Source organism: Pseudomonas solani, assembly GCF_026072635.1.
In the GTDB taxonomy this organism is placed as follows: domain Bacteria; phylum Pseudomonadota; class Gammaproteobacteria; order Pseudomonadales; family Pseudomonadaceae; genus Metapseudomonas; species Metapseudomonas solani.
This window is the reverse complement of the sequence record NZ_AP023081.1, coordinates 3,704,914-3,725,242: the sequence shown is the minus strand read 5'-3', so window position 1 is coordinate 3,725,242 and position 20,329 is coordinate 3,704,914. Positions and strand designations below refer to the sequence as shown.

Sequence of the window (20,329 nt, the reverse complement as noted above, 5' to 3'; positions counted from 1 at the left end):
GCCGCCGCTCACCTCGAACGTAGGGTGTGCTGCGCGCACCTGGAGCTCGCCGGACGCACCGTGCGGCGGTGCGCACGGCACACCCTACGGCACAACCACCATCAAAACTCGGCAACCCGCTGGACTCAAAAACTCTCCAGCAGGCACCACCATCCACATCCCCCGCTCGTCCCCGCTTTTGATTACCATGCGGTGCTTTGCGCACCCCACCGCCCTTTGACCCGTCGAGGCACCGCATGAAATTCACCCCCATGTCCGTGGCGCGGAAGCTCAAGTTCTACCAGTTGGTGGTGTTCGACCAGGTGCTGCAAAGCGGCTCGCTGCTGCGCGCGGCCCAGGCCCTGAACCTGACCCAGCCGGCGGTGACCAAGATCATCCACGAGCTGGAATCCTACTTCGACGCCCCGCTGCTGATCCGTGGCAACCGCGGGGTCACCGCCACCGAACTGGGCGAGCTGGTGGTACGCCGGGCCAAGTCGCTGCTGGCCGAACTGCGCTCGCTCACCGACGAGGTCAACGCCTTCCAGGAAGGCACCTCCGGCCACGTTATGGTCGGCACCCTGATCTCCGCCTCCAGCTCGCTGCTGCCGCGCGCCATGCAACTGCTCAAGCAACGCGCGCCCAGCGTGCTGGTGTCCCTGCGCGTGGGGCAGATGGACCAGCTGTTCCCGGCCCTCGCCGTAGGCGAGGTGGACCTGGTGGTGGGCCGCGTGCCGGACGACTGGGGCTGGCGCAACGAATCGCCGATGCTCGAAGTGGAAGTGCTCTATGGCGAGGCCCTGTGCGTGGTGGCCGGCGCCCAGCACCCGCTGCAGGGCCGCTCGCCGGTGAGCCTGGCGGACCTGCACGGCTACCCCTGGGTGCTGCCGACCCGCGACTCGCTGCTGCGCCGCACCGCCGACCGCCTGTTCGCCGAGGCCGACCTGGGCACCCCGGCCAACGTGGTCGAATCCCTGTCGATCCTCACCAACATCAGCCTCATGCAGGACCAGCAGACCGTGGCCCTGATGCCCTTTGAAGCCACCCGCCAGTTCGCCGACGCCGGCATGCTGCGGGCCCTCGACCTGGGCACCCCGCTGCAGTTCGGCAACATCGGCTACTTCCACGCCGCCAACCGCGACCTCGGCCCCGCCGCCCGCCTGTTCCGCGAATGCCTGGAACAGGCCAGCCGCGAGCATGACCAGGGCACGCCGGCCTGACCGATGTCCCCGCCCTAATCCTCTCCAATCGCGGCGGCTTTCGTAGGATGGCGTAGAGCGAAGCGAAACCCATGGGGTGGGGCGCACCGGGACTCCATCTATGGCACCGAGCCAGGGCAGCCCTGCGGGCTGCTGGGCGAATGAATTGGCTCTGTCTGCGTTAAGTGTTGCTAGAAGATTTGAGTCCAGCTGATTGCTGAGCTCTGGTGATGTTTCTGGTTTCGCCCACCCGGGCGAGTCCCTTTTCTCAGTCGTCGGGATGCCGAACCACAGAAAAGGAACCAAAAGGGCTTGCCCCATCATCCGGCCCGACTGCGTCGAGTTCCCTCACTCCATCGCCGTTACTCGCTACGCTCGCCCTTCGGGCCGCACTGAAGTGCGTTCGCCGCAAGCGTCGTCTGGGGGCCGGCGCGATGGGCCATCCATGGCCTGGCGCGCCTCTCGCGGCATCCATGCCGCTCGTCCCCCGGCGCAACGACTGCGTTCGGCCTCCTGGAGGGGCGTTGGCGGCTGCTCCAACTTTCTTCGCTCGAACCCTCACATTGATGTGCGCAGTAACCCAGCGCACGTTCGTAGGATGGCGTAGAGCGAAGCGAAACCCATGCGGTGGAGGTGGCACGAATCCTTGGGCGCCCGGAAAGCACCGTGCTTGAGCGCTTGCATTAAAACCACAACAGCTAACGCAGACAGAGCCAATGAATTCGCCCCTACGGTCCTACTGCACCGGGCGTGTCGTGTGCTGGGTGGCCGGCCCGTAGGTCGGGTGCAACCCGACGGCTTTTGATGCCCGGGGCTCGCGGGTGTCACCCGCCCTACATCGATGATTGCGTTCCCAGAGGGTGCCGAGCCGGGGGTGGGGTGACCGAGCCATCCAGCTATTCCAAAGCAGAATAGTCAACCTCAAGGCTTTCATTATTCCCTTATAGGCGCCTTCCCTAGACTTCTCCGAAATCCAAGAATCGGAGGTTGTCGTGTCCACTCCCCTGCCCTTGCTGCGCCATTTCATCGCGGGCGAATTCGTCGCCAGTGACAAGACCTTCCCCAATGTTTCGCCCATCGACGGGCGCGTCCTGAGCCAGGTCTGCGAAGCCGACGCCAGCCAGGTGGAGCGCGCCGTCGCCGCCGCCAAGGCCGCGCAGGAAGGGCCCTGGGCCGATTTCAGCCCGAGCCAGCGCGCCGACATGCTGATGCGCATCGCCGATGGCATCGAGCGCCGCTTCGAGGAGTTCGTCGCCGCCGAAGTGGCCGACACCGGGCGCCCGGTGCAGCAGGCGCGCACCCTGGACATCGCCCGGGGCGTGCATAACTTCCGCACCTTCGCCGAGCTGGTGCGCCAGGCCGGCAGCGAGTTCTTCGAGATGCGCGCCGCCGATGGCAGCGAGGTGTTCAGCTACACCGTGCGCAAGCCCCACGGCGTGGTGGCGATCATCTCGCCGTGGAACCTGCCGATGCTGCTGCTCACCTGGAAGGTCGCCCCGGCCCTGGCCTGCGGCAACTCGGTGGTGGTCAAGCCGTCGGAGGATTCGCCCTCCAGCGCCACCCTGCTGGCCGAGGTGATGCAGGAAGCCGGGCTGCCCGCCGGCGTGTTCAACCTGGTGCACGGCTTCGGCCCCAACTCCGCCGGGGAATTCCTCACCCGCAACCCGGACGTCGACGCCATCACCTTCACCGGTGAGTCGCGCACCGGTGCCACCATCATGAAGGCCGCCGCCGAGGGCGTGCGTGACGTGTCCTTCGAACTGGGCGGCAAGAACGCGGCGGTGGTCTTCGCCGACTGCGATTTCGACGCGGCGGTGGCCGGCGTGCTGCGCTCCAGCTTCACCAACTCCGGCCAGGTGTGCCTGTGCTCGGAGCGCGTCTATGTCGAGCGGCCGATCTACGAGCGCTTCGTCGCCGCCATGAAGGCCGGTGCCGAGAAGCTGAAGATCGGCTACCCCGACGAAGACGGCGTGAACATGGGCTCGCTGATCTCCCACAAGCACCGCGACAAGGTACTCAGCTACTTCGAACTGGCCCGCAGCGAAGGCGCCGTCGAAGTCACCGGTGGCGGCGTGCCGGTGTTCGGCGACGAGCGCGACAACGGCGCCTACGTGCAGCCGACCATCTGGACCGGCCTCGGCGACGACGCCCGCTGCGTGCGGGAAGAAGTGTTCGGCCCGGTCTGCCACATCGCCCCCTTCGACAGCGAGGACGAGGTGGTGCGCCGCGTCAACGACTCCGCCTACGGCCTGGCCACGGCCCTGTGGACCCGCGACCTGAAGCGCGCGCACAAGGTCTCGCGGCGCTTCCACGTGGGCATGGTCTGGGTCAACACCTGGTTCCTCCGTGACCTGCGCACGCCCTTCGGCGGCGCGCGCCTGTCCGGCCTCGGCCGCGAGGGCGGCCGCCATTCCCTGGATTTCTACTCCGAGATCACCACCATCTGCGTCAACGCCTGAGCGGGAGCCCCACCATGCATGCAGCACTCATCGAAGCGGCCAGCCGCCTGCGCCAGGCGGAACGCAGCGGCCAGCCCTGCGCCCCGGTGCGCGACCTGATCGCCACCGCCCTGGCCGAAGACCCGACCCAGGACCCGGTCGCCCTGGCCTATGCCGTCCAGCGCTACAACACCCTGGCCGCCATCGACGCCGGCCTGCGCCCGGTGGGCCACAAGATCGGCCTCACCTCCCGCGCCGTGCAGAAGCAGCTGGGCGTCGACCAGCCGGACTTCGGCCTGCTGTTCGCCGAGCGGGCCCGTGGCGACGGCCAGCCCATCGCCTGGGACGACACCCTGCAACCAAAAGTGGAAGCGGAGATCGCCCTGGTGCTGGAACACGACCTGTGCTTCGAGCGCCACACCGTGGCCGACCTGATCCGCGCCACCGCCTTCGCCCTGCCGGCCATCGAAGTGGTCGGCAGCCGCATCGCCAACTGGGACATCCGCCTGGTGGACACCATCGCCGACAACGCCTCCTCCGGCCTCTTCGTGCTCGGCAGCCGCCCGGTGACCCTGGACAAGCTGGACCTTGTGCGCTGCGGCATGAGCATGACCCTGCGCGGCGAGCCGGTGTCGGTCGGTGCCGGCGCCTCGTGCATGGACAACCCGCTGAACGCCGCGCTGTGGCTGGCCGACACCATGGTCCGCCACGGTGCACCGCTGCGTGCCGGCGACATCCTCCTCACCGGTGCGCTGGGGCCGATGGTCGCCGTGCAACCGGGCGACAGCTTCACCGCGCACATCCAGGGCCTGGGCAGCGTCACCGCCGCCTTCGCCGCCGCGCAATGACCGGAGCCCCCATGAACAGACAGAAACTCAAGGCCGCGATCATCGGCTCGGGCAACATCGGCACCGACCTGATGATCAAGATCCTGCGCAATGCCCAGCACCTGGAAATCGCCGCCATGGTCGGCATCGACCCGGCCTCCGACGGCCTGGCCCGCGCCGCCCGCCTGGGCGTGGCCACCACCCACGAGGGTGTGGAGGGGCTGACCCGCCTGCCCGAGTTCGCCGAGATCGACTTCGTCTTCGACGCCACCAGCGCCGCCGCCCATGTGCAGAACGATGCCTACCTGCGCAGCGTGAAGCCCGGCATCCGCCTGATCGACCTGACCCCGGCGGCCATCGGCCCCTACTGCGTGCCGGTGGTGAACCTGGAGCAGAACCTGCAGCAGACCAACGTCAACATGGTCACCTGCGGCGGCCAGGCCACCATCCCCATGGTGGCGGCGGTGTCCCGCGTGGCCCGCGTGCACTACGCCGAGATCATCGCCTCCATCGCCAGCAAGTCCGCCGGCCCCGGCACCCGCGCCAATATCGACGAGTTCACCGAGACCACCTCCAAGGCCATCGAAGTAATCGGCGGGGCGGCCAAGGGCAAGGCGATCATCATCATGAACCCCGCCGAGCCGCCGCTGATCATGCGCGACACCGTCTATGTGCTGAGCGAAGCGGTGGACCAGGCGCAGGTCGCCGCCTCCATCGAGGAAATGGTCGCCGCCGTGCAGGCCTATGTGCCGGGCTACCGCCTCAAGCAGCAGGTGCAGTTCGAGGTGATCCCCGAATCGGCGCCGCTGCCCCTCCCCGGCCATGGCCGCTTCAGCGGACTGAAGACCTCGGTGTTCCTCGAAGTGGAAGGCGCCGCCCATTACCTGCCGAGCTACGCCGGCAACCTCGACATCATGACCTCCGCCGCGCTGGCCACCGCCGAACGCATGGCGCAGTCGCTGCTGAACCGCTGAGGAGCACGCCATGACCGCCACCCCCGGCAAGAAGCTGTACATCTCCGACGTGACCCTGCGCGACGGCATGCACGCCATCCGCCACCAGTACTCGCTGGAGCAGGTGCAGACCATCGCCCGCGCCCTGGACCAGGCCCGCGTGGACTCCATCGAAATCGCCCACGGCGACGGCCTGCAGGGCTCGAGCTTCAACTACGGCTTCGGCGCCCACACCGACCTGGAATGGATCGAGGCCGCCGCCGATGTGCTGCAGCACGCGCGCATCGCCACCCTGCTGCTGCCCGGCATCGGCACGGTGCACGACCTCAAGGCCGCCCACGCCGCCGGCGCCCGGGTGGTCCGCGTGGCCACCCACTGCACCGAGGCGGACGTCTCCCGCCAGCACATCGAATACGCCCGCCACCTGGGCATGGACACCGTCGGCTTCCTGATGATGAGCCACATGCAGACCCCCGACGGCCTCGCCCGCCAGGCCAAGCTGATGGAAAGCTACGGCGCCACCTGCATCTACGTGGTCGACTCCGGCGGCGCCATGGGCATGCAGGACATCCGCGAGCGCTTCCGCGCGCTCAAGGCCGTGCTCGACCCGGCCACCGCCACCGGCATCCACGCCCACCACAACCTCTCCCTGGGCGTGGCCAACTCCATCGCTGCGGTGGAGGAAGGCTGCGACCGCATCGACGCCAGCCTCGCCGGCATGGGCGCCGGGGCCGGCAACGCGCCGCTGGAGGTGTTCATCGCCGCCGCCGAACGCCTGGGCTGGCACCACGGCACCGACCTGCTGGCACTGATGGACGCCGCCGACGACATCGTCCGCCCGCTGCAGGACCGCCCCGTGCGCGTGGACCGCGAAACCCTCGCCCTGGGCTATGCCGGCGTGTACTCCAGCTTCCTGCGCCATGCCGAGGTGGCCGCCGCTCGCTACGGCCTGAAGACCGTGGACATCCTCGTCGAGCTGGGCCAGCGCCGCATGGTCGGCGGCCAGGAAGACATGATCGTCGACGTCGCCCTCGACCTTCTCGCCCGCCGCCAGGAGCCGCGCCCATGAGCACCGATATCGCCCGCATCGCCACCGCCCTCGACCGCGCCGCCCGCCAGGCCGAGCCGCTGGCGCAGTTCAGCGCCAGCAGCCCCTTCAGCCTCGACGAGGCCTACCTGATCCAGCGTGCCTCCATGGCCCGCCGCTACGCCGACGGCGAGCGCATGGTCGGGGTCAAGCTGGGCTTCACCAGCCGCGCCAAGATGATCCAGATGGGCGTCGACAGCCTGATCTGGGGCTGGCTCACCGACGCCATGCTGGAAGAGGACGGCGGCGTGGTGGACCTGGGCCGCTTCATCCACCCGCGCGCCGAGCCCGAGGTGTGCTTCGTCACCCGCCGCGCCATCGAACGCCCGCTCACCCAGCTGGAGGCGGCCGACTACCTGGAGGCCGTGGCCCCGGCCATCGAGATCATCGATTCGCGCTACCAGGCCTTCAAGTTCAGCCTGGAGGACGTGGTCGCCGACAACTGCTCCTCGTCCGGCCTGGTGGTCGGCGCCTGGTCGCGGGACTTCGCCGGGCTGGCCAATGCCGGCGTGCTGATGCGCATCGACGGCCGCGTGGTCCAGGCCGGCTCCACCGCCGCCATCCTCGGCCACCCGCTGCGCAGCCTGGTGCAGGCCTCGCAGCTGCTGGCCCGCGCCGAAATCGCCCTGCCCGCCGGCAGCCTGATCATGGCCGGCGCCGCCACCGCCGCCGAAGCCCTCACCCCGGGCGCCCACGTCAGCGTGGAGATCGCCGGCTACGGCGAATGCGGCTTCACCTGCAGCGCCGCCCGCGCGCCCCAACAAGGAACCCGAGCATGAGTGACAACCGCTCCACAGTCGTGGCCGGCAAGGCCACCCCACGCGGGCGCTTCCCGCACATCAAGCGCGCCGGCGACTTCCTCTACGTCTCCGGCACCAGCTCGCGGCGCCCGGACAACAGCTTCGAGGGCGTGGAGGTGGACGCCATGGGCACCACCAACCTGGACATCCGCGCCCAGACCCGCGCAGTGATCGAAAACATCCGCGACATCCTCGTCAGTGAGAACGCAACCTTGCAGAACCTGGTGGAGATCAGCACCTTCCTGGTCGACATGAACGACTTCGGCCCTTACAACCAGGTCTACGCCGAGTACTTCGACGAGAGCGGCCCGACCCGCACCACCGTCGCCGTGCACCAGTTGCCGCACCCGCACCTGCGCATCGAAATCAAGGCCGTGGCCTACGCCCCGCTCAATCGCTGAGAACAACAAGATGGACAAACACCACTTCAGCCCGCCGCTCAACTTCAACCGCTGGATCGAGGAACACGCGCACCTGCTCAAACCGCCCGTGGGCAACCAGCAGGTGTGGCAGAACGCCGACTTCATGGTCACCGTGGTCGGTGGCCCGAACCAGCGCACCGACTTCCACGACGACCCGGTGGAAGAGTTCTTCTACCAGTTCAAGGGCAACGCCTACCTGAACATCTGGGACCGTGGCCGCTACGAGCGCATCGACCTGCGCGAGGGCGACATCTACCTGATGGCGCCCCATGTCATCCACTCCCCGCAACGCCCCGAGCCCGGCAGCCTGTGCCTGGTGATCGAACGCCAGCGCCCCGCCGGCCTGTTCGACGCCCTGCAGTGGAGCTGCGCCCATTGCGGCACGGTGATCAAGCGCTACGAGATGCAGCTGCAGAGCATCGTCAACGACCTGCCCCCGGTGTACGAGCAGTTCTACGCCACCAGCGACGCCGAGCGCCGTTGCAGCGAATGCGGCGAGATCCACCCCGGCCGTGACTGGCAGACCTGGCACCGGACCCTGGAGGCGGCAGCCCAAGCATGAAAATCGATATCCACTCGCACTTCTTCCCCACCATCACCCGGGAGGAAGCCGCACGGCTCAACCCCGAGCGCGCGCCCTGGCTGCACAGCGACGGCCGCAGCGGCCAGATCATGGTCGGCGACAAGCCCTTCCGCCCGGTGCACGACGTGCTCTGGGACCCAGTCCGGCGCATCGAGCACCTCGACGAGCAGGGCCTGGACATCCAGATCATGTGCGCCACCCCGGTGATGTTCGCCTACGACGCGCCCATCGAACGCGCCCTGCCCTGGGCCCAGCTGATGAACGACCGCGCCCTGGAGATGACCGCCCGCGCCCCGGACCGCCTCAAGGTGCTGGCCCAGGTGCCGCTGCAGGACATAGACGCCGCCTGCCGCGAAGCCAGCCGCGCCAAGGCCGCCGGCCACGTCGGCGTGCAGATCGGCAACCACGTGGGCAACCACGACCTGGACCACGACAACCTGGTGACCTTCCTCAGCCACTGCGCCAACGACGGCATCCCGGTGCTGGTGCACCCCTGGGACATGATGGGCGGCGAGCGCATGCGCAAATGGATGCTGCCCTGGCTGGTGGCGATGCCGGCGGAAACCCAGCTGGGCATCCTCTCGCTGATCCTCTCCGGCGCCTTCGAGCGCATCCCCGAGTCGCTGCGCATCTGCTTCGCCCATGGCGGCGGCGGCTTCGCCTTCCTCCTCGGCCGCGTCGACAACGCCTGGCGCCACCGCGACATCGTCCGCGAGGACTGCCCGCAACTGCCCTCAAGCTACGTGAAGCGCTTCTTCGTCGACTCCGCCGTGTTCGACCCCCGCGCCCTGCAGCTGCTGGTGGACGTGATGGGCCCGGACCGGGTCATGCTCGGCTCCGACTCGCCCTTCCCCCTGGGCGAACAGCGCATCGGCTCCGGCGTGCTCGAACACCCGCGCCTGGACGACGCCGACAAGGCGCGCATCTGCGCCGGCAACGCCCGGGAGTTCTTCGGCATCTGATCCACCCCCTTCATCACGCCTCCTTCTCAGGCCCTGGCCCGCACTGTCAGACCAGGGCTTTTTTGTGAGCGTGGTTTCCGTAGGGCGGGTGAAACCCGCGAGGGCCTGCACCACAACGTCGGGTTGCACCCGACCTACCGGCCATGTGGTCCCTGTAGGGGCGAATTCATTCGCCAAGCAGGCCGCAGGGCTGCCAACGCAATGTGCTTTCCGGCGACATCGCCTGGTGGATGAAAAGAGCGTCATCCACCCTACATCCCGGTCAACCCCGAGGCTGGGTTGAGCGTCGCGAAACCCATCACCGGCGGCGCCCAACCCCGCCCCATCGGCCCGGCCTCGCGTAGGGTGGATGACGCTTCACCCATCCACCAATCGGCGTGACAGGCGTGCACCGGACGTGCCCCATGCACCGCCCACGTCGGGTTGCACCCGACCTACCGGCCACGCGGTCCCTGTAGGGGCGAATTCATTCGCCGAGCAGGCCGCAGGGCTGCCAACGCAATGTGCTTTCCGGCGACACCGTTTGGTGGATGAAAAGAGCGTCATCCACCCTACATCCCGGTCAGCCCTAGGCTGGGTTGAGCGCCGCGAAATCCATCGCCGCCGAATCGCGGGCAATAAAAAACCCGCGGCAGCGTCCTGTCGCGGGTGGGGGTGTGGCGGTGCGGGGCTAGAACTTGAAGCGCACGCCGAGCTGCATGCCTTCGGGGTTTTCGTCGGAAAGCGGGCTTTCCAGGTTCCAGCTGATGGGGTAGCGCACATCCGAATCACGTTTGTGGTGGATGTAGGCGTAGACGCCGTAGAGGTCGATGTTCTCGTCGTAGTTGTAGATGTAGCCAAGGTTGATGCCGGCGGCGTCGCTGAGGGCTTCGTCCTTGCGGTCGTCCTTGTAGATCAGGCTGACGGCGACGTTGTGCTTGTTGCCGAAGTTGTGCCGCAGGCCCAGCTGCAGGTCGCTGCCGTTGGATTCGAAATCCACCCAGGGCGCGTAGGCGTAGTAGCCGGTGTAGCGGTGGTAGACGGCGGTCAGGTCGGTCTTGCCCATGCTGTACACCGCCGTCAGGTAGAGGTCGGTGGCGTACTCCATGGTGTCCTTGTCCCAGAGGTTGCGCTGGTACTTGCGGTCCAGGGCGCCGGAGAAATACCAGGGGCTGTCGGCCCAGTAGTCCAGCGCCACGCTGTAGACGCGGCCATCGCGGCTGCCGTCCTTCTCGCCCTGGGTGGCCATGCCGCGGAACTCGAAGCCCTCGATGCGCGGGCTGATGTACATCAGCGAGCGGTCTTCACGCCAGGGCGCATAGAACACGCTGACGTTGTTGATCAGGCTGTATTCGTTGCCGAACAGCGGGTCGGCGTAGCCGTAGGCGTTGGCCGAGGGCGTGTCCTGGCGCCCGGCGCTGAGGGTGCCCCAGCGCTTGGAGATGATCTGGGCATAGGCTTCGCGCTTGCCCATGTCGTCATCGGAATGGGGGTTGTACATCGCCTCGTAGACGCCCTTCACCGAGAGGTCGTCGGTGAGCGCCTGGTCCGCCTTGAACTGGATGCGGTTGGCGCTGAGACCGGCACCGGTGACCCGCTCCACGGTGTCCCCCCCTGACGTGGCCACCTCGTAGGTGACGTCGATGATCCCGGATATCTCGATTCCCGCGAAAGCGTGCCCGCTCACAAGCGGAAGTGCGAGTAGAAGTTTGCGCATGGGTTGCTCCGATCGAACAGGGTGAGCACGCGGCGGCCATCTCCCCGCCGCCGCGCGCTCTATTTTTCTTATTGGGTTTTGTTGTTATGGAGCCGCAGGGTCAGTCCCGGGACGGCCAGGGCTTCTTCGGTGCATCGAAGCTCGGCGTGCCCAGCAACGGCGTCGACAGTGCGTAGAAGCCGTGGTTGGTGAAGACCCAGATCAGGTTGCGGTCGTACTCGGTGTAGGCGCTGTGGGTCAGGTTGCCGACCGCGTAGCTGGCCACGTTCTTGGTGTCGAAGGGCGGCACGAAGTAGGCGCCGATGGTGGGCTTGGCCGGGTCACGCACGTCGAACACCTGCACGCCGGCGTTGTAGAAGGCGTACGGCAGGATGCCCTCGCGGGAGACGCCGGGCTGGGTGTAGTAGCCGGTGCGCTTGGGCCCGAAGCTGCCCTTGCGCTGGCAGAAGTCGGTGAAGGCGGCATCGGCTGGCGGCGTCGGGCGCGGCAGCACGTGCTGGATCGCGGGCTTGGCCGGGTTGCTCACGTCCACCGCGTAGATGTCCTTGTAGGCCTCGTAGCAGTCCTCGGACAGCGGGTAGCCGCTGAAGTACACCAGCCCGGTCTTCTCCACCTGGGAGACGTCGATGTTGTCGCCTTCGGTGCCGGCCACGCTGACCGGGAAGTCCACGTGCCCCACCACCTTCATCGCCTTCGAATCGGTGATGTCGACCACGTACAGGCCCATGCCGCCCATGGCCGCGTAGCCGTACTTGCCGCCCTGCTCCACCGGTTTGGGGATGAACAGCGACATGCGCGCGCCCATCCAGGAAGCGCGGTTGCCGGCACGCGGGTTGGCCTTGAACACGGCTTCGTGCTCGGGGTCGCCGACGATCTGGCCGGGCACGGTGAGCACGTCCAGCAGCTTGGGATCGGCCGGGTTGGACATGTCCCAGGACTGGTAGCCGGCGTTGTACAGGTCGTTGGGGTATTCGGTGAGGGCGTACTTGTCGCTGGGCGCGGCGGCCACGTACATCACATCGCCGCCGAAGTAGGCCGGGATGTCACGCACGCCGGAGCCTTCCTGCTCGCCGATGGGCGCGTTGGGGTGCTCGATGTCGGTGGTGCGGGTGGCGATCAGCTTCCAGTCCGCCGGCAGCGGGCCGTTCATCTCGTAGACCTTGAAGCCCTTGAGGTGCTTGGACTTGCGGATGGCCTCGACCTTGTCCGGCTCGCGGTACTTGTCTTCCAGCACGCCGAAACGACGCACCTCGAAGGACTGCACCATGATGTTCTTGCCCAGCTTCTTGTTCCACTGGATGGAGGCCGCGCCGAACATGTCGTCCGCCGGGTAGGGGTTCTGCTCCTCGCCCGGGCCGTTCGGGCCCCAGGTCTCGCCACGGGTGAGCAGCAACTTCACGTCCTTGGGATGGGTGATGTCGAAGATCTTCAGGCTGCGGCGCACGTACTGGTACAGGTAACGCTTGCCGTCGAAGTCGACGATGTTCTGCCAGGTGTGGAAGGGCTCGACCACGATGGGGTAGTAGGCCTCGACCTTCATGTTCTTGATGTAGGTCTTGCTGTCCCAGTAGTCGAGCTGGCCGGCGAAGGGCTGGCCGCCGTGGGAGAAGGGCGTGGCCGCCGGGTGGGTGAAGACGCCGGTCTTCTTGTCCAGGCCGTAGCTGCCCGGTGCCGGTTCCGGCGGGGTCTTGTCCGGCGAGAGCTCGGTCTGCCGCTTCACGAAGGGGTCGACGATGTTGATCGGGCCGTGTTCCTCGGCGCGGGCATAACAGCCCAGCAACATGCCGAGGATCACGGATGCCGCGACGCCGGTCTGGATGAACGGAACGCGAGCCTTGGAAGGGAGCAGCCTTGTTTTCATTATTCACTCCGTCAGTTGTGCCCGATTGGGCAGTGCTTGCCATTGCAGAAATCGGTGTGGGTGAAGCCCCCGGCCAGGTGCGCTGGCCGGTCAGAACAGGTCGATGGGGTAATCGGTGATCAGGCGGAAGTCGTCGAGGTCGCCCGAGCCCTGGTCGCGGTCGGCGCGGTGCCAGGCCTGGCGCGCGCGCAGGCTCAGGCCCTTGGCCGGCCCGGCCTGCACCACGTAGCGCAGCTCCAGGTTGGTTTCGCGGTGCTCGCCATCGGCGCCGTAGCGCCCGGCGTAGGGGCTGCCGGCGGGAATCTGGCTGCCGTCGATGCCCCAACCGCGCACATGGCGGGCCATCAGCGACAGGCCGGGCACGCCGTAGCGCTCCAGCGCCAGGTCATAGCGCACCTGCCAGGAGCGCTCATTGGGGCCGTTGAAGTCGGCGAACTGGGCGGCGTTGGGCAGGTAGATGGAGGCGCCCTGATCCCGCCCGTTGCGGCCATTGCGGTCGTTGTCGCCCACGCCCAGGTAGTCGAACGGCGTATCGCCACCCACCCGTTGCAGGCCCAGCAGCCAGCGGTGCGCGCCACTGCGCAGCCAGGTGGCGGCGCCCAGGGTGGTGTTGTCGATCTCGCCGGCCCGCGCCTGGCCGCTGTCGGTGGTGCGGTAGAGGGTCAGCGTCAGGCCCAGCTCGCGGTCACCGGGCAGTGCGTGGCGGCCGTCGAGGCTGGCGTAGTACTGGTCCCAGATGTCCTTGAAGCGCGCGCCGTAGAGGCTCACATCCAGGCCGGGGGCGACCCGGTAGCGGCCGCCCAGGTAGTCGGCGCGCGGGGTGGTGACGCCCGCCATCACCGCCCAGAGATCGCCGTCGCCGTTGGTGGTCACCGGGCTGGTGGACGAGGTGAAGTGCCCGGCCTGCAGGTCGAGCCCGTCGATCTCCTGGCTGACCAGGGCAATACCGGTGGCGGTCTGCGGCACGATGCGGAAGTGGCTGACGCCGAACACCGGGGTGTCGGGGCGCTGCTCGCCGAGCGTGAGCACGCTGCGCGAGTAACGCAGCTTGAGGGCGGCGCCGGCCTTGGCGTACTCGTCGGCGGGCTGGCCGTCGTCGTGCACCGGGAGGTTGCCGGTGCCGGTCTTGTTGGCCGGGGCATCGAGCTTCAGCCCGAGGTAGGCGAAGCCGTCGAGGCCGACACCGACGGTGCCTTCGGTGAAGCCGGAGGCGTACTGGGCGACGAAGCCCTGGGTCCAGTCGCGGGCGTCGCGGCGGCCATTCTCCTTGCTGCGGTTGAAGTAGGAGTTGCGCAGCAACAGGGTCGCCTGGCTGCCGGCAACGAAGCCCGGCGCCGGCTCGTTCGCCGCAAGGGCGAGCGGGCAGGCACAGGCGGCCAGCAGGAATGCCGAGAGGGTTCTGCGCAACATGGTTCGAGCCTCGTGAATTCTTGTTGTTCTTCGCGGCACGCCCTATCCCGGGGCGCGCGCAGGCACCGGCCCACGGCGGGTGGGCGGTGTTGCCATCAGGGGGTGCGGGCCGTCCCTGGCCCGGGGATCAACGCTGGATCGGCAGTGGCTTGGGCGCGTCGCCTTCGAGCGGCGCCCGTTGCCGGAAGCGCAGGGCGTAGATCAGCAGGATCACCGCGAGGAACGGCAGGCCGCACAGCAGGGTGGGCGCGAACTCCTCGGTGAACAGCGTGGTGACCATCAGCGCCAGCATCAGCAGCAGGCCGGCGAGGCTGGTCCAGGGGTAGCCCCAGAGCTTGAACGCCAGCGGCTGGCCGCCCTGGCGGCGACGGAAGAACAGGTGGGTGAGGAAGATGCCCGCCCAGGTGAACATCGCACCGAACATGGCGATCGACATCATCAGGGTGAAGGCCTTTTCCGGGTACGCCAGGTACAGCAGGGTGGCCAGGGCGATGCCCACCGAAGACAGCAGCAGCGCCGGCAGCGGTACGCCCTTGCCGCTGAGGGTGCCGAACACCTTGGGCGCCTGGCCGGCCCGGGACAGGCTGAACATCAGGCGGGTGGTGATGTACAGCTGGCTGTTCATCGCCGACAGCGCTGCGATCAGGATCACCGCGTTGAACACCGCGCCCGCATAGGGTACGCCGGTGGCTTCCATCACCGTGACGAAGGGGCTCTGGCCGCCGTTGTTCTGGCCCCAGGGCACGATGGCCAGGACCAGGGCGATGGTCAGCAGGTAGAACACCACCAGGCGCACCACGGTGATGCGGAAGGCACGGGTCACCGCGCTTTGCGGGTCCTTCGCCTCACCGGCGGCGACGGCGATCATCTCGATGCTGAGGTAGCTGAAGAAGGCCACGATCACCGCCACCCAGGTGCCCCACAGGCCGTTGGGGAAGAAGCCGCGGTCGTTGCTGTAGTTGGCGAAGCCGATGGCCGAATCCGCCGGCGCGCCGTAGACCACCCAGGCGCCGAGCAGGATGAACACCACGATGGCGCACAGCTTGAGCAGCGAGAAGACGTACTCGATGGCGCCGAACACCTTGACGCTGAAGGCGTTGGCCAGGATCAGCGCCACCGAGAAGGCCACCATCCAGTAACCACCCGGCACCTCGGGGTACCAGTACTTCATGTACATGGCTGCGGCGGTGATCTCGGTGCCCACCGCAAACACGATGGACGACCAGTAGGCGTAGCGGATGGCGAAGCCGAAGCCGGGTGACACGTAGAACTCGGCGAAGGAACCGAACGAGCCCGAGGTCGGGTGGCGCACGGTCATTTCCGCCAGGCAGCCCATCAGCAGCAGGGCGATCAGCGCGCCGATGCCGTAGCTGACCAGCACGCTGGGCCCGGCGAAGCCGATGGCGAAACCACTGCCGAGGAACAGGCCGGTGCCGATGGCGCCACCGATGGCGATCATCGACAGCTGCCCGCTGGTGAGGCTCTGCTTGAGGCCTTTTTCCCGGTCTACCAATTGTTCGAATGAGCTTGTTGTTTTTGTCATCGCATTCTTGCTCCAGGGTTTGGCGGGGGGCTCAGGTCACCGATTTACGGGCCAGGAACTCCGGGCGGTCCCATTCTTTTCGTTCGAGGATTTCACGCAGTGCCGCCACGCATTCCCAGACGTCCTGGTAGCGCGTGTAGAGGGGGGTGAAGCCAAAGCGCAGGATGTCCGGCGCGCGGAAGTCGCCGACGATGCCGCGGGCGATCAGTGCCTGCATCACCGGGTAGGCGTCGGCGTGGGCCAGGGACACCTGGCTGCCGCGCTGCTCGGCGTCGCGCGGGGTGCGCAGCTCGATGCCCAGGCCTTGCAGCTCCTGGTCGCAGAGCTGGATGAACAGGTCGCACAGGGCCACGCTCTTGGTGCGCAGGGCCTGCATGTCGACGTCTTCGAACACCTCCAGCGCCGCCTCCAGGGCCAGCACGCCGAGCTGCGGGGCGGTGCCCACCAGCATGCGGTCGATGGTGGCGTGGGGCGCGTAGTCGTGGCTGAAGTCGAAGGGCTTGGCGTGGCCGTGCCAGCCGGTCAGCGGCTGGCGCACCTGGGCGATATGGCGCTCGGCGACGAACACGAAGGCCGGCGCGCCGGGGCCGCCATTGAGGTACTTGTAGCCGCAGCCCACGGCGAAGTCGGCGTTGGCGCCGTTCAGCTCGATGGGCATGGCGCCGGCCGAGTGGCACAGGTCCCACACCACCAGGGCGCCGACTTCATGGGCGCGGGCGGTGATGGCGGCCATGTCGTAGCGGCGGCCGGATTTGAAGTTCACGTGGGTCAGGGACAGGATCGACACGCTCTCGTCGAGGGCGTCGAGCACCGCATCCGGCTCCACGCAGCGCAGCTCGCAGCCGGTCAGCTCGGCCACGCCGTCGGCGATGTAGACGTCAGTGGGGAAGTTGCCGCGCTCGGCCAGGATCACCTTGCGCGAGGGCTGCATGCGGGTGGCGGCGACCAGCACCTTGAACAGGTTGATGGAGGTGGAGTCGGCCACTATCACTTCGTGGGCCTGGGCGCCGATCAGGCGGGCGATCTTGCCGCCGGTGCGCTGCGGGGCCGGGTACCAGTCGGCGTCGTTCCAGGAGCGGATCAGGCCATGGGCCCATTCCTTGCGCATCACCGTGTCGATGCGCGCCGGGACGTGGGCCGGCATCGCGCCGAGGGAGTTGCCGTCGAGGTAGATCTCGTTGGGCGGCAGGTCGAAACGGGCGCGGAATTGACCCATTCCGTCCTCGTTGTCGAGGCGCACGAAATCATCGCGGGTGAGAGGGGCGCTGCTGGACATGGCGATTCCTTGACTGCTTTGTTCTTATCGGTTGCACAGGTTCCCGGCTCGGGTCCGGGGCACCTGTTCGCATTAGGGTGAGCGGATGCTACCCCTCAGTCGCCATTACCTGAAAATAGAAATGCCCGAAGCAACTATTCCGAGCCGTTATAGCCAGTCGCAGCGACTGTGCCGGCGGTAAACACCGCCCACTGCACCTGTTCAACGCCCGCCCGGGCAGATAGCGTTGCAGCAGTCGCCTCACTGCCCTGGGGAACTCATGGATTCGGAGTCGCTGCACATCCTGCTGGTGGTCACGGCCGCCGTCGGGGCCCACCTCGCCGTGCGCTGGTACCTCATCCACGGGCTCGCGCCCGACGACAAGGACGACTGGCTGGCCTGAGGCGCTTCGTCTGCACCGCCTTTTCGCCCGGCAACTGGCGCTGTTATCCGGCGCCACGCCACTCCCATAGTGACGCTCCCTCGACTCGTCACTCGGAAAGCGTCGCCATGCTGCGCGGGATGTTCCTGCTGTTGTCGTTCCTGCTCCTGGGCTCTGCCCTCAACCACTTCCTCGTCCCGCTGCTGCCGGGGCCGGTACTCGGCCTGCTCCTGCTGCTGGCCTTCCTCGTGCTGCGCGGCGGGGTGCCGGCGACGCTGGGGGATGCCAGCGGCCAGTTGCTGAAATACCTGCCCCTGCTGCTGGTGCCGCCGGCGGTGGGGATCATGCTGCACGTGGAAACCATCGGCCGGGACTTCTGGGCCATCGCCGCCGCGCTGCTGGGCTCCCTGCTGGTGGGCATCCCGCTCACCGGCTGGCTGATGCAGGCGCTGATCCGCCGCAGCCGCCCGGAGCACCGCCCATGAGCGCCCCGCTGCTGCCCGGCGTCAGCGACCACCCGCTGTTCCACCTCGCCCTGACCCTGGGCGCCTACCAGCTGGCGTTGCTGCTGTTCGAAAAGACCCGCTCGGTGCTGGCGCAACCGGTGCTGGTGGGCACCCTGCTGGTGGTCGCCGCCCTGCTCGCCTGCGACATCGACTACGCCACCTACCGCAGCGCCTCGAGCATGCTCTGGCTGCTGCTGGGCCCGGCCACCGTCGCCCTGGCGGTGCCGCTGTACCTGAACCTGCCGCGCATCCGCCAGCTGTTCTGGCCGGTGCTCATCGCCCTGGCCGTGGGCGGCACGGTGACCCTCGCGCTCACCCTGCTGCTGGCCCACCTGCTGGGCGCCGGCCACGCCATGCTGATGACCCTGGCGCCGAAATCGGTGACCTCGCCCATCGCCATCCTGGTGGCCGAGCAACTGGGCGGCAGCGCCTCGCTGGCGGCGGTGTTCGTGATGATCACCGGCGTGCTCGGCGCCGCCCTCGGCCCGGCCCTGTTGCGCATGGCACGGGTCACCCACCCCGCCGCCCGCGGCCTCGCCCTGGGCCTCACCGCCCACGCCGTCGGCACCGCCCAGGCGTTGCAGGAAAACAGCGAGACAGGCGCCTTCGCCGCCCTGGCCATGAGCCTGGCGGGCGTGGCGACGGCGGTGCTGTTGCCGGTGTTGTTGGGGTGAGGTGCCGGGCGGTGGCTTGCAAAGCGTGACCCAATGGATCACGATTCTTCGCCATGATCAGGAGCTTCAGGCACAAGGGATTACGTCTCTTCTACGAGACGGGCTCGACCAAGGGCATCATCGCGGAGCACGCCAAGCGTCTGTCCCGCGCCCTGTTGATGCTGGAAAACGCCCACGGGCCGGCCGACTTGAATATCCCGGGCTGGCGTTTGCACCCGCTGAAAGGCGACCTGGAGTCCTGGTGGTCGATCAGCATCAGCGGCAACTGGCGCGTGATCTTCCGTTTCATCGACAACGACGTCGAACTGCTCGATTACCTGGACTACCACTGAGGAGGCCGACATGACCCAGCACAACCCTCCCCACCCGGGCGAAATCCTCCTCGAGGACGTGCTGCCCACGCTGGGCATCAGCATCGCGGAGATGGCCCGGCGCCTCAGCATCGCCCGCGAAACCCTGTCGCGGATCATGCACGGCCACGCGCCGATCAGCCCGGACCTGGCGGTACGGCTCGAACGCGCCGGCATCAGCACCGCGCGCATGTGGCTGGCCATGCAGGGCAGCTACGACCTCTGGCAGGCCGAACAACGCGAGCAGCCACCCATCGAGCGCTTCGCCGAAATCGCCTGAGCACGACAAGGCCGGCAGGGTTGAACCCCGCCGGCCTGAATCACTGGACGTGAAGAGCGACGCGCCGGATCAGTTCGGCGTGGCGATCATCTGCTGCTTGCGCGCCGAGTCCTTCTGCTGGCGGTAGGCCTTGGCGGCGACCGGGATGGGGCCGCTCTTGCCGGTTTCCACCCAGCGGCGCATGCGTGTGGCGTCGGCGAAGTGGGTGTACTTGCCGAAGGCGTCGAGCAGCACCATGGCCACCTGCTGGTTGCCCATGCGGGTGCGCATCACCAGGCAGTGGCCGGCCTCGTCGGTGAAGCCGGTCTTGGTCAGCTCGATGTTCCAGTCAGCCTTGCGGGTGAGGTGGTTGGTGTTGCTGAAGCCCAGGCTGTAGCGCGGCTTGACGAAGGTGATGGTCTTTTCCTTGGTGGTGCTGAGCTCGCTGAGCAGCGGGTACTTGTTGCTCGCCACCAGCAGTTGCACCAGGTCGTGGGCGGTGGAGACGTTGTTCAGCGACAGGCCGGTGGGCTCGACGAAGCGGGTGTGCTTCATGCCCAGGGCGCGGGCCTTGGCGTTCATCGCGGCGATGAAGGCCGGGTAGCCGCCCGGGTAGTGGTGGGCCAGGGTCGCGGCGGCGCGGTTCTCGGACGACATCAGCGCCATCAGCAGCATGTCGTGGCGGGTGGCCTGGCTGCCCAGGCGAACGCGCGAGTACACGCCCTTCATTTCCTTGGTCTGGCTGATGTCGATGGCGATGACTTCGCTCATCGACTGCTTGGCTTCAAGCACGATCAGGGCGGTCATCAGCTTGGTGACCGAGGCGATGGGCACCACCAGGTCGGGGTTGTTGGAATAGATGATCTTGTTGGTCTTCAGGTCCAGCAGCATGGCGCTGCCGGAGGCGAGTTGCAGTTGCGCCGGGTCGCGCAGGGGCGCGGGGGTCTGGGCGTTGGCAGGGCTGGCCAGCGCGAGGCTGGTGCAGAGGAACAGGGCCTTGAAGAGCGAGGTTCGGATTTTCACGTGACGGGCTACCAGATGCAGATTGGGATGAAGATCGCCGTTGCGAACTGGTCGACATTATAGAGAACAAAAAGCCCGTGGATTCAGCCCCCACCGGTCGCCGGCAGGCTTTTTTTCGCA

20 protein-coding genes are annotated in these 20,329 nt (G+C 67.5%); 14 read left to right on the top strand and 6 right to left on the bottom strand.

Annotation, left to right across the window (positions count from 1 at the left end):
• Positions 1–236: 236 nt before the first annotated feature.
• The 9 genes from PSm6_RS16955 to PSm6_RS16915 all read left to right on the top strand — a co-directional run bounded on the left by PSm6_RS16955 (position 237) and on the right by PSm6_RS16915 (position 9,250).
• Positions 237–1,199: a LysR substrate-binding domain-containing protein gene (locus PSm6_RS16955; RefSeq protein WP_265167821.1), complete on the top strand. Its 963-nt coding sequence runs from the start codon at positions 237–239 to the stop codon at positions 1,197–1,199.
• A 983-nt stretch (positions 1,200–2,182) separates the two neighbouring features.
• Positions 2,183–3,637, top strand: coding sequence for a 2-hydroxymuconic semialdehyde dehydrogenase (locus tag PSm6_RS16950; RefSeq protein WP_265170539.1), 1,455 nt, complete (start codon positions 2,183–2,185; stop codon positions 3,635–3,637).
• A 14-nt stretch (positions 3,638–3,651) separates the two neighbouring features.
• Positions 3,652–4,464 (top strand): fumarylacetoacetate hydrolase family protein, encoded by an 813-nt coding sequence (locus PSm6_RS16945; RefSeq protein ID WP_265167820.1) that lies wholly within the window; start codon positions 3,652–3,654, stop codon positions 4,462–4,464.
• 11 nt (positions 4,465–4,475) lie between these two features.
• Entirely contained in the window at positions 4,476–5,417 is a 942-nt protein-coding gene (locus PSm6_RS16940) for an acetaldehyde dehydrogenase (acetylating) (protein WP_265167819.1), read from the top strand.
• 10 nt (positions 5,418–5,427) lie between these two features.
• Complete coding sequence (gene dmpG / locus PSm6_RS16935; RefSeq protein ID WP_021218021.1) at positions 5,428–6,465, top strand: 4-hydroxy-2-oxovalerate aldolase; 1,038 nt, start codon at positions 5,428–5,430, stop codon at positions 6,463–6,465.
• Positions 6,462–7,262: a 2-keto-4-pentenoate hydratase gene (locus tag PSm6_RS16930; protein ID WP_021218022.1), complete on the top strand. Its 801-nt coding sequence runs from the start codon at positions 6,462–6,464 to the stop codon at positions 7,260–7,262. The genes dmpG and PSm6_RS16930 overlap by 4 nt, the downstream gene beginning before the upstream one ends.
• Complete coding sequence (locus PSm6_RS16925) at positions 7,259–7,684, top strand: RidA family protein (protein ID WP_265167818.1); 426 nt, start codon at positions 7,259–7,261, stop codon at positions 7,682–7,684. The genes PSm6_RS16930 and PSm6_RS16925 overlap by 4 nt, the downstream gene beginning before the upstream one ends.
• A 10-nt stretch (positions 7,685–7,694) precedes the next feature.
• Complete coding sequence (locus PSm6_RS16920) at positions 7,695–8,267, top strand: 3-hydroxyanthranilate 3,4-dioxygenase (protein ID WP_265167817.1); 573 nt, start codon at positions 7,695–7,697, stop codon at positions 8,265–8,267.
• A complete protein-coding gene (locus PSm6_RS16915) occupies positions 8,264–9,250 on the top strand; it encodes an amidohydrolase family protein (protein WP_184491926.1) in 987 nt (328 codons plus the stop codon). The genes PSm6_RS16920 and PSm6_RS16915 overlap by 4 nt, the downstream gene beginning before the upstream one ends.
• Before the next feature lie 670 nt (positions 9,251–9,920).
• Here the strand turns inward: PSm6_RS16915 and PSm6_RS16910 are convergent.
• From PSm6_RS16910 to kynU, 5 genes are all read right to left on the bottom strand, one after another.
• Positions 9,921–10,946, bottom strand: a complete 1,026-nt coding sequence (locus tag PSm6_RS16910; protein WP_021218026.1) for a porin — start codon at positions 10,944–10,946, stop codon at positions 9,921–9,923.
• Positions 10,947–11,046: 100 nt separating this feature from the next.
• On the bottom strand, positions 11,047–12,807 hold the full coding sequence (locus PSm6_RS16905; protein ID WP_265167816.1) for an LVIVD repeat-containing protein: 1,761 nt from the start codon (positions 12,805–12,807) through the stop codon (positions 11,047–11,049).
• 90 nt (positions 12,808–12,897) lie between these two features.
• Positions 12,898–14,217: an OprD family porin gene (locus PSm6_RS16900; protein ID WP_265167815.1), complete on the bottom strand. Its 1,320-nt coding sequence runs from the start codon at positions 14,215–14,217 to the stop codon at positions 12,898–12,900.
• 127 nt (positions 14,218–14,344) lie between these two features.
• Positions 14,345–15,760, bottom strand: coding sequence for an amino acid permease (locus PSm6_RS16895; RefSeq protein ID WP_031287232.1), 1,416 nt, complete (start codon positions 15,758–15,760; stop codon positions 14,345–14,347).
• A 31-nt stretch (positions 15,761–15,791) separates the two neighbouring features.
• A complete protein-coding gene (gene kynU / locus PSm6_RS16890; protein WP_265167814.1) occupies positions 15,792–17,036 on the bottom strand; it encodes a kynureninase in 1,245 nt (414 codons plus the stop codon).
• A 259-nt stretch (positions 17,037–17,295) separates the two neighbouring features.
• On the opposite strand from kynU, the gene PSm6_RS16885 reads away from it, so the two are divergent.
• The 5 genes from PSm6_RS16885 to PSm6_RS16865 all read left to right on the top strand — a co-directional run bounded on the left by PSm6_RS16885 (position 17,296) and on the right by PSm6_RS16865 (position 19,207).
• Positions 17,296–17,418, top strand: a complete 123-nt coding sequence (locus PSm6_RS16885) for a hypothetical protein (protein ID WP_263401278.1) — start codon at positions 17,296–17,298, stop codon at positions 17,416–17,418.
• Positions 17,419–17,525: 107 nt separating this feature from the next.
• Positions 17,526–17,882, top strand: coding sequence for a CidA/LrgA family protein (locus PSm6_RS16880; RefSeq protein WP_184491920.1), 357 nt, complete (start codon positions 17,526–17,528; stop codon positions 17,880–17,882).
• Positions 17,879–18,577, top strand: a complete 699-nt coding sequence (locus PSm6_RS16875) for an LrgB family protein (protein ID WP_021218033.1) — start codon at positions 17,879–17,881, stop codon at positions 18,575–18,577. The genes PSm6_RS16880 and PSm6_RS16875 overlap by 4 nt, the downstream gene beginning before the upstream one ends.
• A gap of 53 nt (positions 18,578–18,630) precedes the next feature.
• A complete protein-coding gene (locus PSm6_RS16870; protein WP_043242561.1) occupies positions 18,631–18,909 on the top strand; it encodes a type II toxin-antitoxin system RelE/ParE family toxin in 279 nt (92 codons plus the stop codon).
• Between the two features lie 10 nt (positions 18,910–18,919).
• Positions 18,920–19,207 carry a HigA family addiction module antitoxin gene (locus PSm6_RS16865; protein ID WP_043242556.1) on the top strand — a complete coding sequence of 96 codons (288 nt, stop codon included), beginning with the start codon at positions 18,920–18,922 and terminating at the stop codon, positions 19,205–19,207.
• Positions 19,208–19,276: 69 nt separating this feature from the next.
• On the opposite strand, the gene pbpG is transcribed toward PSm6_RS16865, so the two are convergent.
• The gene (gene pbpG, locus PSm6_RS16860) at positions 19,277–20,209 is read right to left on the bottom strand and encodes a D-alanyl-D-alanine endopeptidase (RefSeq protein ID WP_021218034.1); all 933 of its coding nucleotides are present in this window, start codon (positions 20,207–20,209) and stop codon (positions 19,277–19,279) included.
• Between the last annotated feature and the right edge of the window lie 120 nt (positions 20,210–20,329).

Bases quoted from the DNA above. Each gene is read 5' to 3' on its own strand.
- PSm6_RS16955 (WP_265167821.1), top strand. From the start codon at position 237: ATGAAATTCACCCCCATGTCCGTGGCGCGGAAGCTCAAGTTCTACCAG.
- PSm6_RS16945 (WP_265167820.1), top strand. From the start codon at position 3,652: ATGCATGCAGCACTCATCGAAGCGGCCAGCCGCCTGCGCCAGGCGGAA.
- PSm6_RS16940 (WP_265167819.1), top strand. From the start codon at position 4,476: ATGAACAGACAGAAACTCAAGGCCGCGATCATCGGCTCGGGCAACATC.
- dmpG (WP_021218021.1), top strand. From the start codon at position 5,428: ATGACCGCCACCCCCGGCAAGAAGCTGTACATCTCCGACGTGACCCTG.
- PSm6_RS16930 (WP_021218022.1), top strand. From the start codon at position 6,462: ATGAGCACCGATATCGCCCGCATCGCCACCGCCCTCGACCGCGCCGCC.
- PSm6_RS16925 (WP_265167818.1), top strand. From the start codon at position 7,259: ATGAGTGACAACCGCTCCACAGTCGTGGCCGGCAAGGCCACCCCACGC.
- PSm6_RS16920 (WP_265167817.1), top strand. From the start codon at position 7,695: ATGGACAAACACCACTTCAGCCCGCCGCTCAACTTCAACCGCTGGATC.
- PSm6_RS16915 (WP_184491926.1), top strand. From the start codon at position 8,264: ATGAAAATCGATATCCACTCGCACTTCTTCCCCACCATCACCCGGGAG.
- PSm6_RS16910 (WP_021218026.1), bottom strand. From the start codon at position 10,946: ATGCGCAAACTTCTACTCGCACTTCCGCTTGTGAGCGGGCACGCTTTC.
- PSm6_RS16905 (WP_265167816.1), bottom strand. From the start codon at position 12,807: ATGAAAACAAGGCTGCTCCCTTCCAAGGCTCGCGTTCCGTTCATCCAG.
- PSm6_RS16900 (WP_265167815.1), bottom strand. From the start codon at position 14,217: ATGTTGCGCAGAACCCTCTCGGCATTCCTGCTGGCCGCCTGTGCCTGC.
- PSm6_RS16895 (WP_031287232.1), bottom strand. From the start codon at position 15,760: ATGACAAAAACAACAAGCTCATTCGAACAATTGGTAGACCGGGAAAAA.
- kynU (WP_265167814.1), bottom strand. From the start codon at position 17,036: ATGTCCAGCAGCGCCCCTCTCACCCGCGATGATTTCGTGCGCCTCGAC.
- PSm6_RS16885 (WP_263401278.1), top strand. From the start codon at position 17,296: ATGGATTCGGAGTCGCTGCACATCCTGCTGGTGGTCACGGCCGCCGTC.
- PSm6_RS16880 (WP_184491920.1), top strand. From the start codon at position 17,526: ATGCTGCGCGGGATGTTCCTGCTGTTGTCGTTCCTGCTCCTGGGCTCT.
- PSm6_RS16875 (WP_021218033.1), top strand. From the start codon at position 17,879: ATGAGCGCCCCGCTGCTGCCCGGCGTCAGCGACCACCCGCTGTTCCAC.
- PSm6_RS16870 (WP_043242561.1), top strand. From the start codon at position 18,631: ATGATCAGGAGCTTCAGGCACAAGGGATTACGTCTCTTCTACGAGACG.
- PSm6_RS16865 (WP_043242556.1), top strand. From the start codon at position 18,920: ATGACCCAGCACAACCCTCCCCACCCGGGCGAAATCCTCCTCGAGGAC.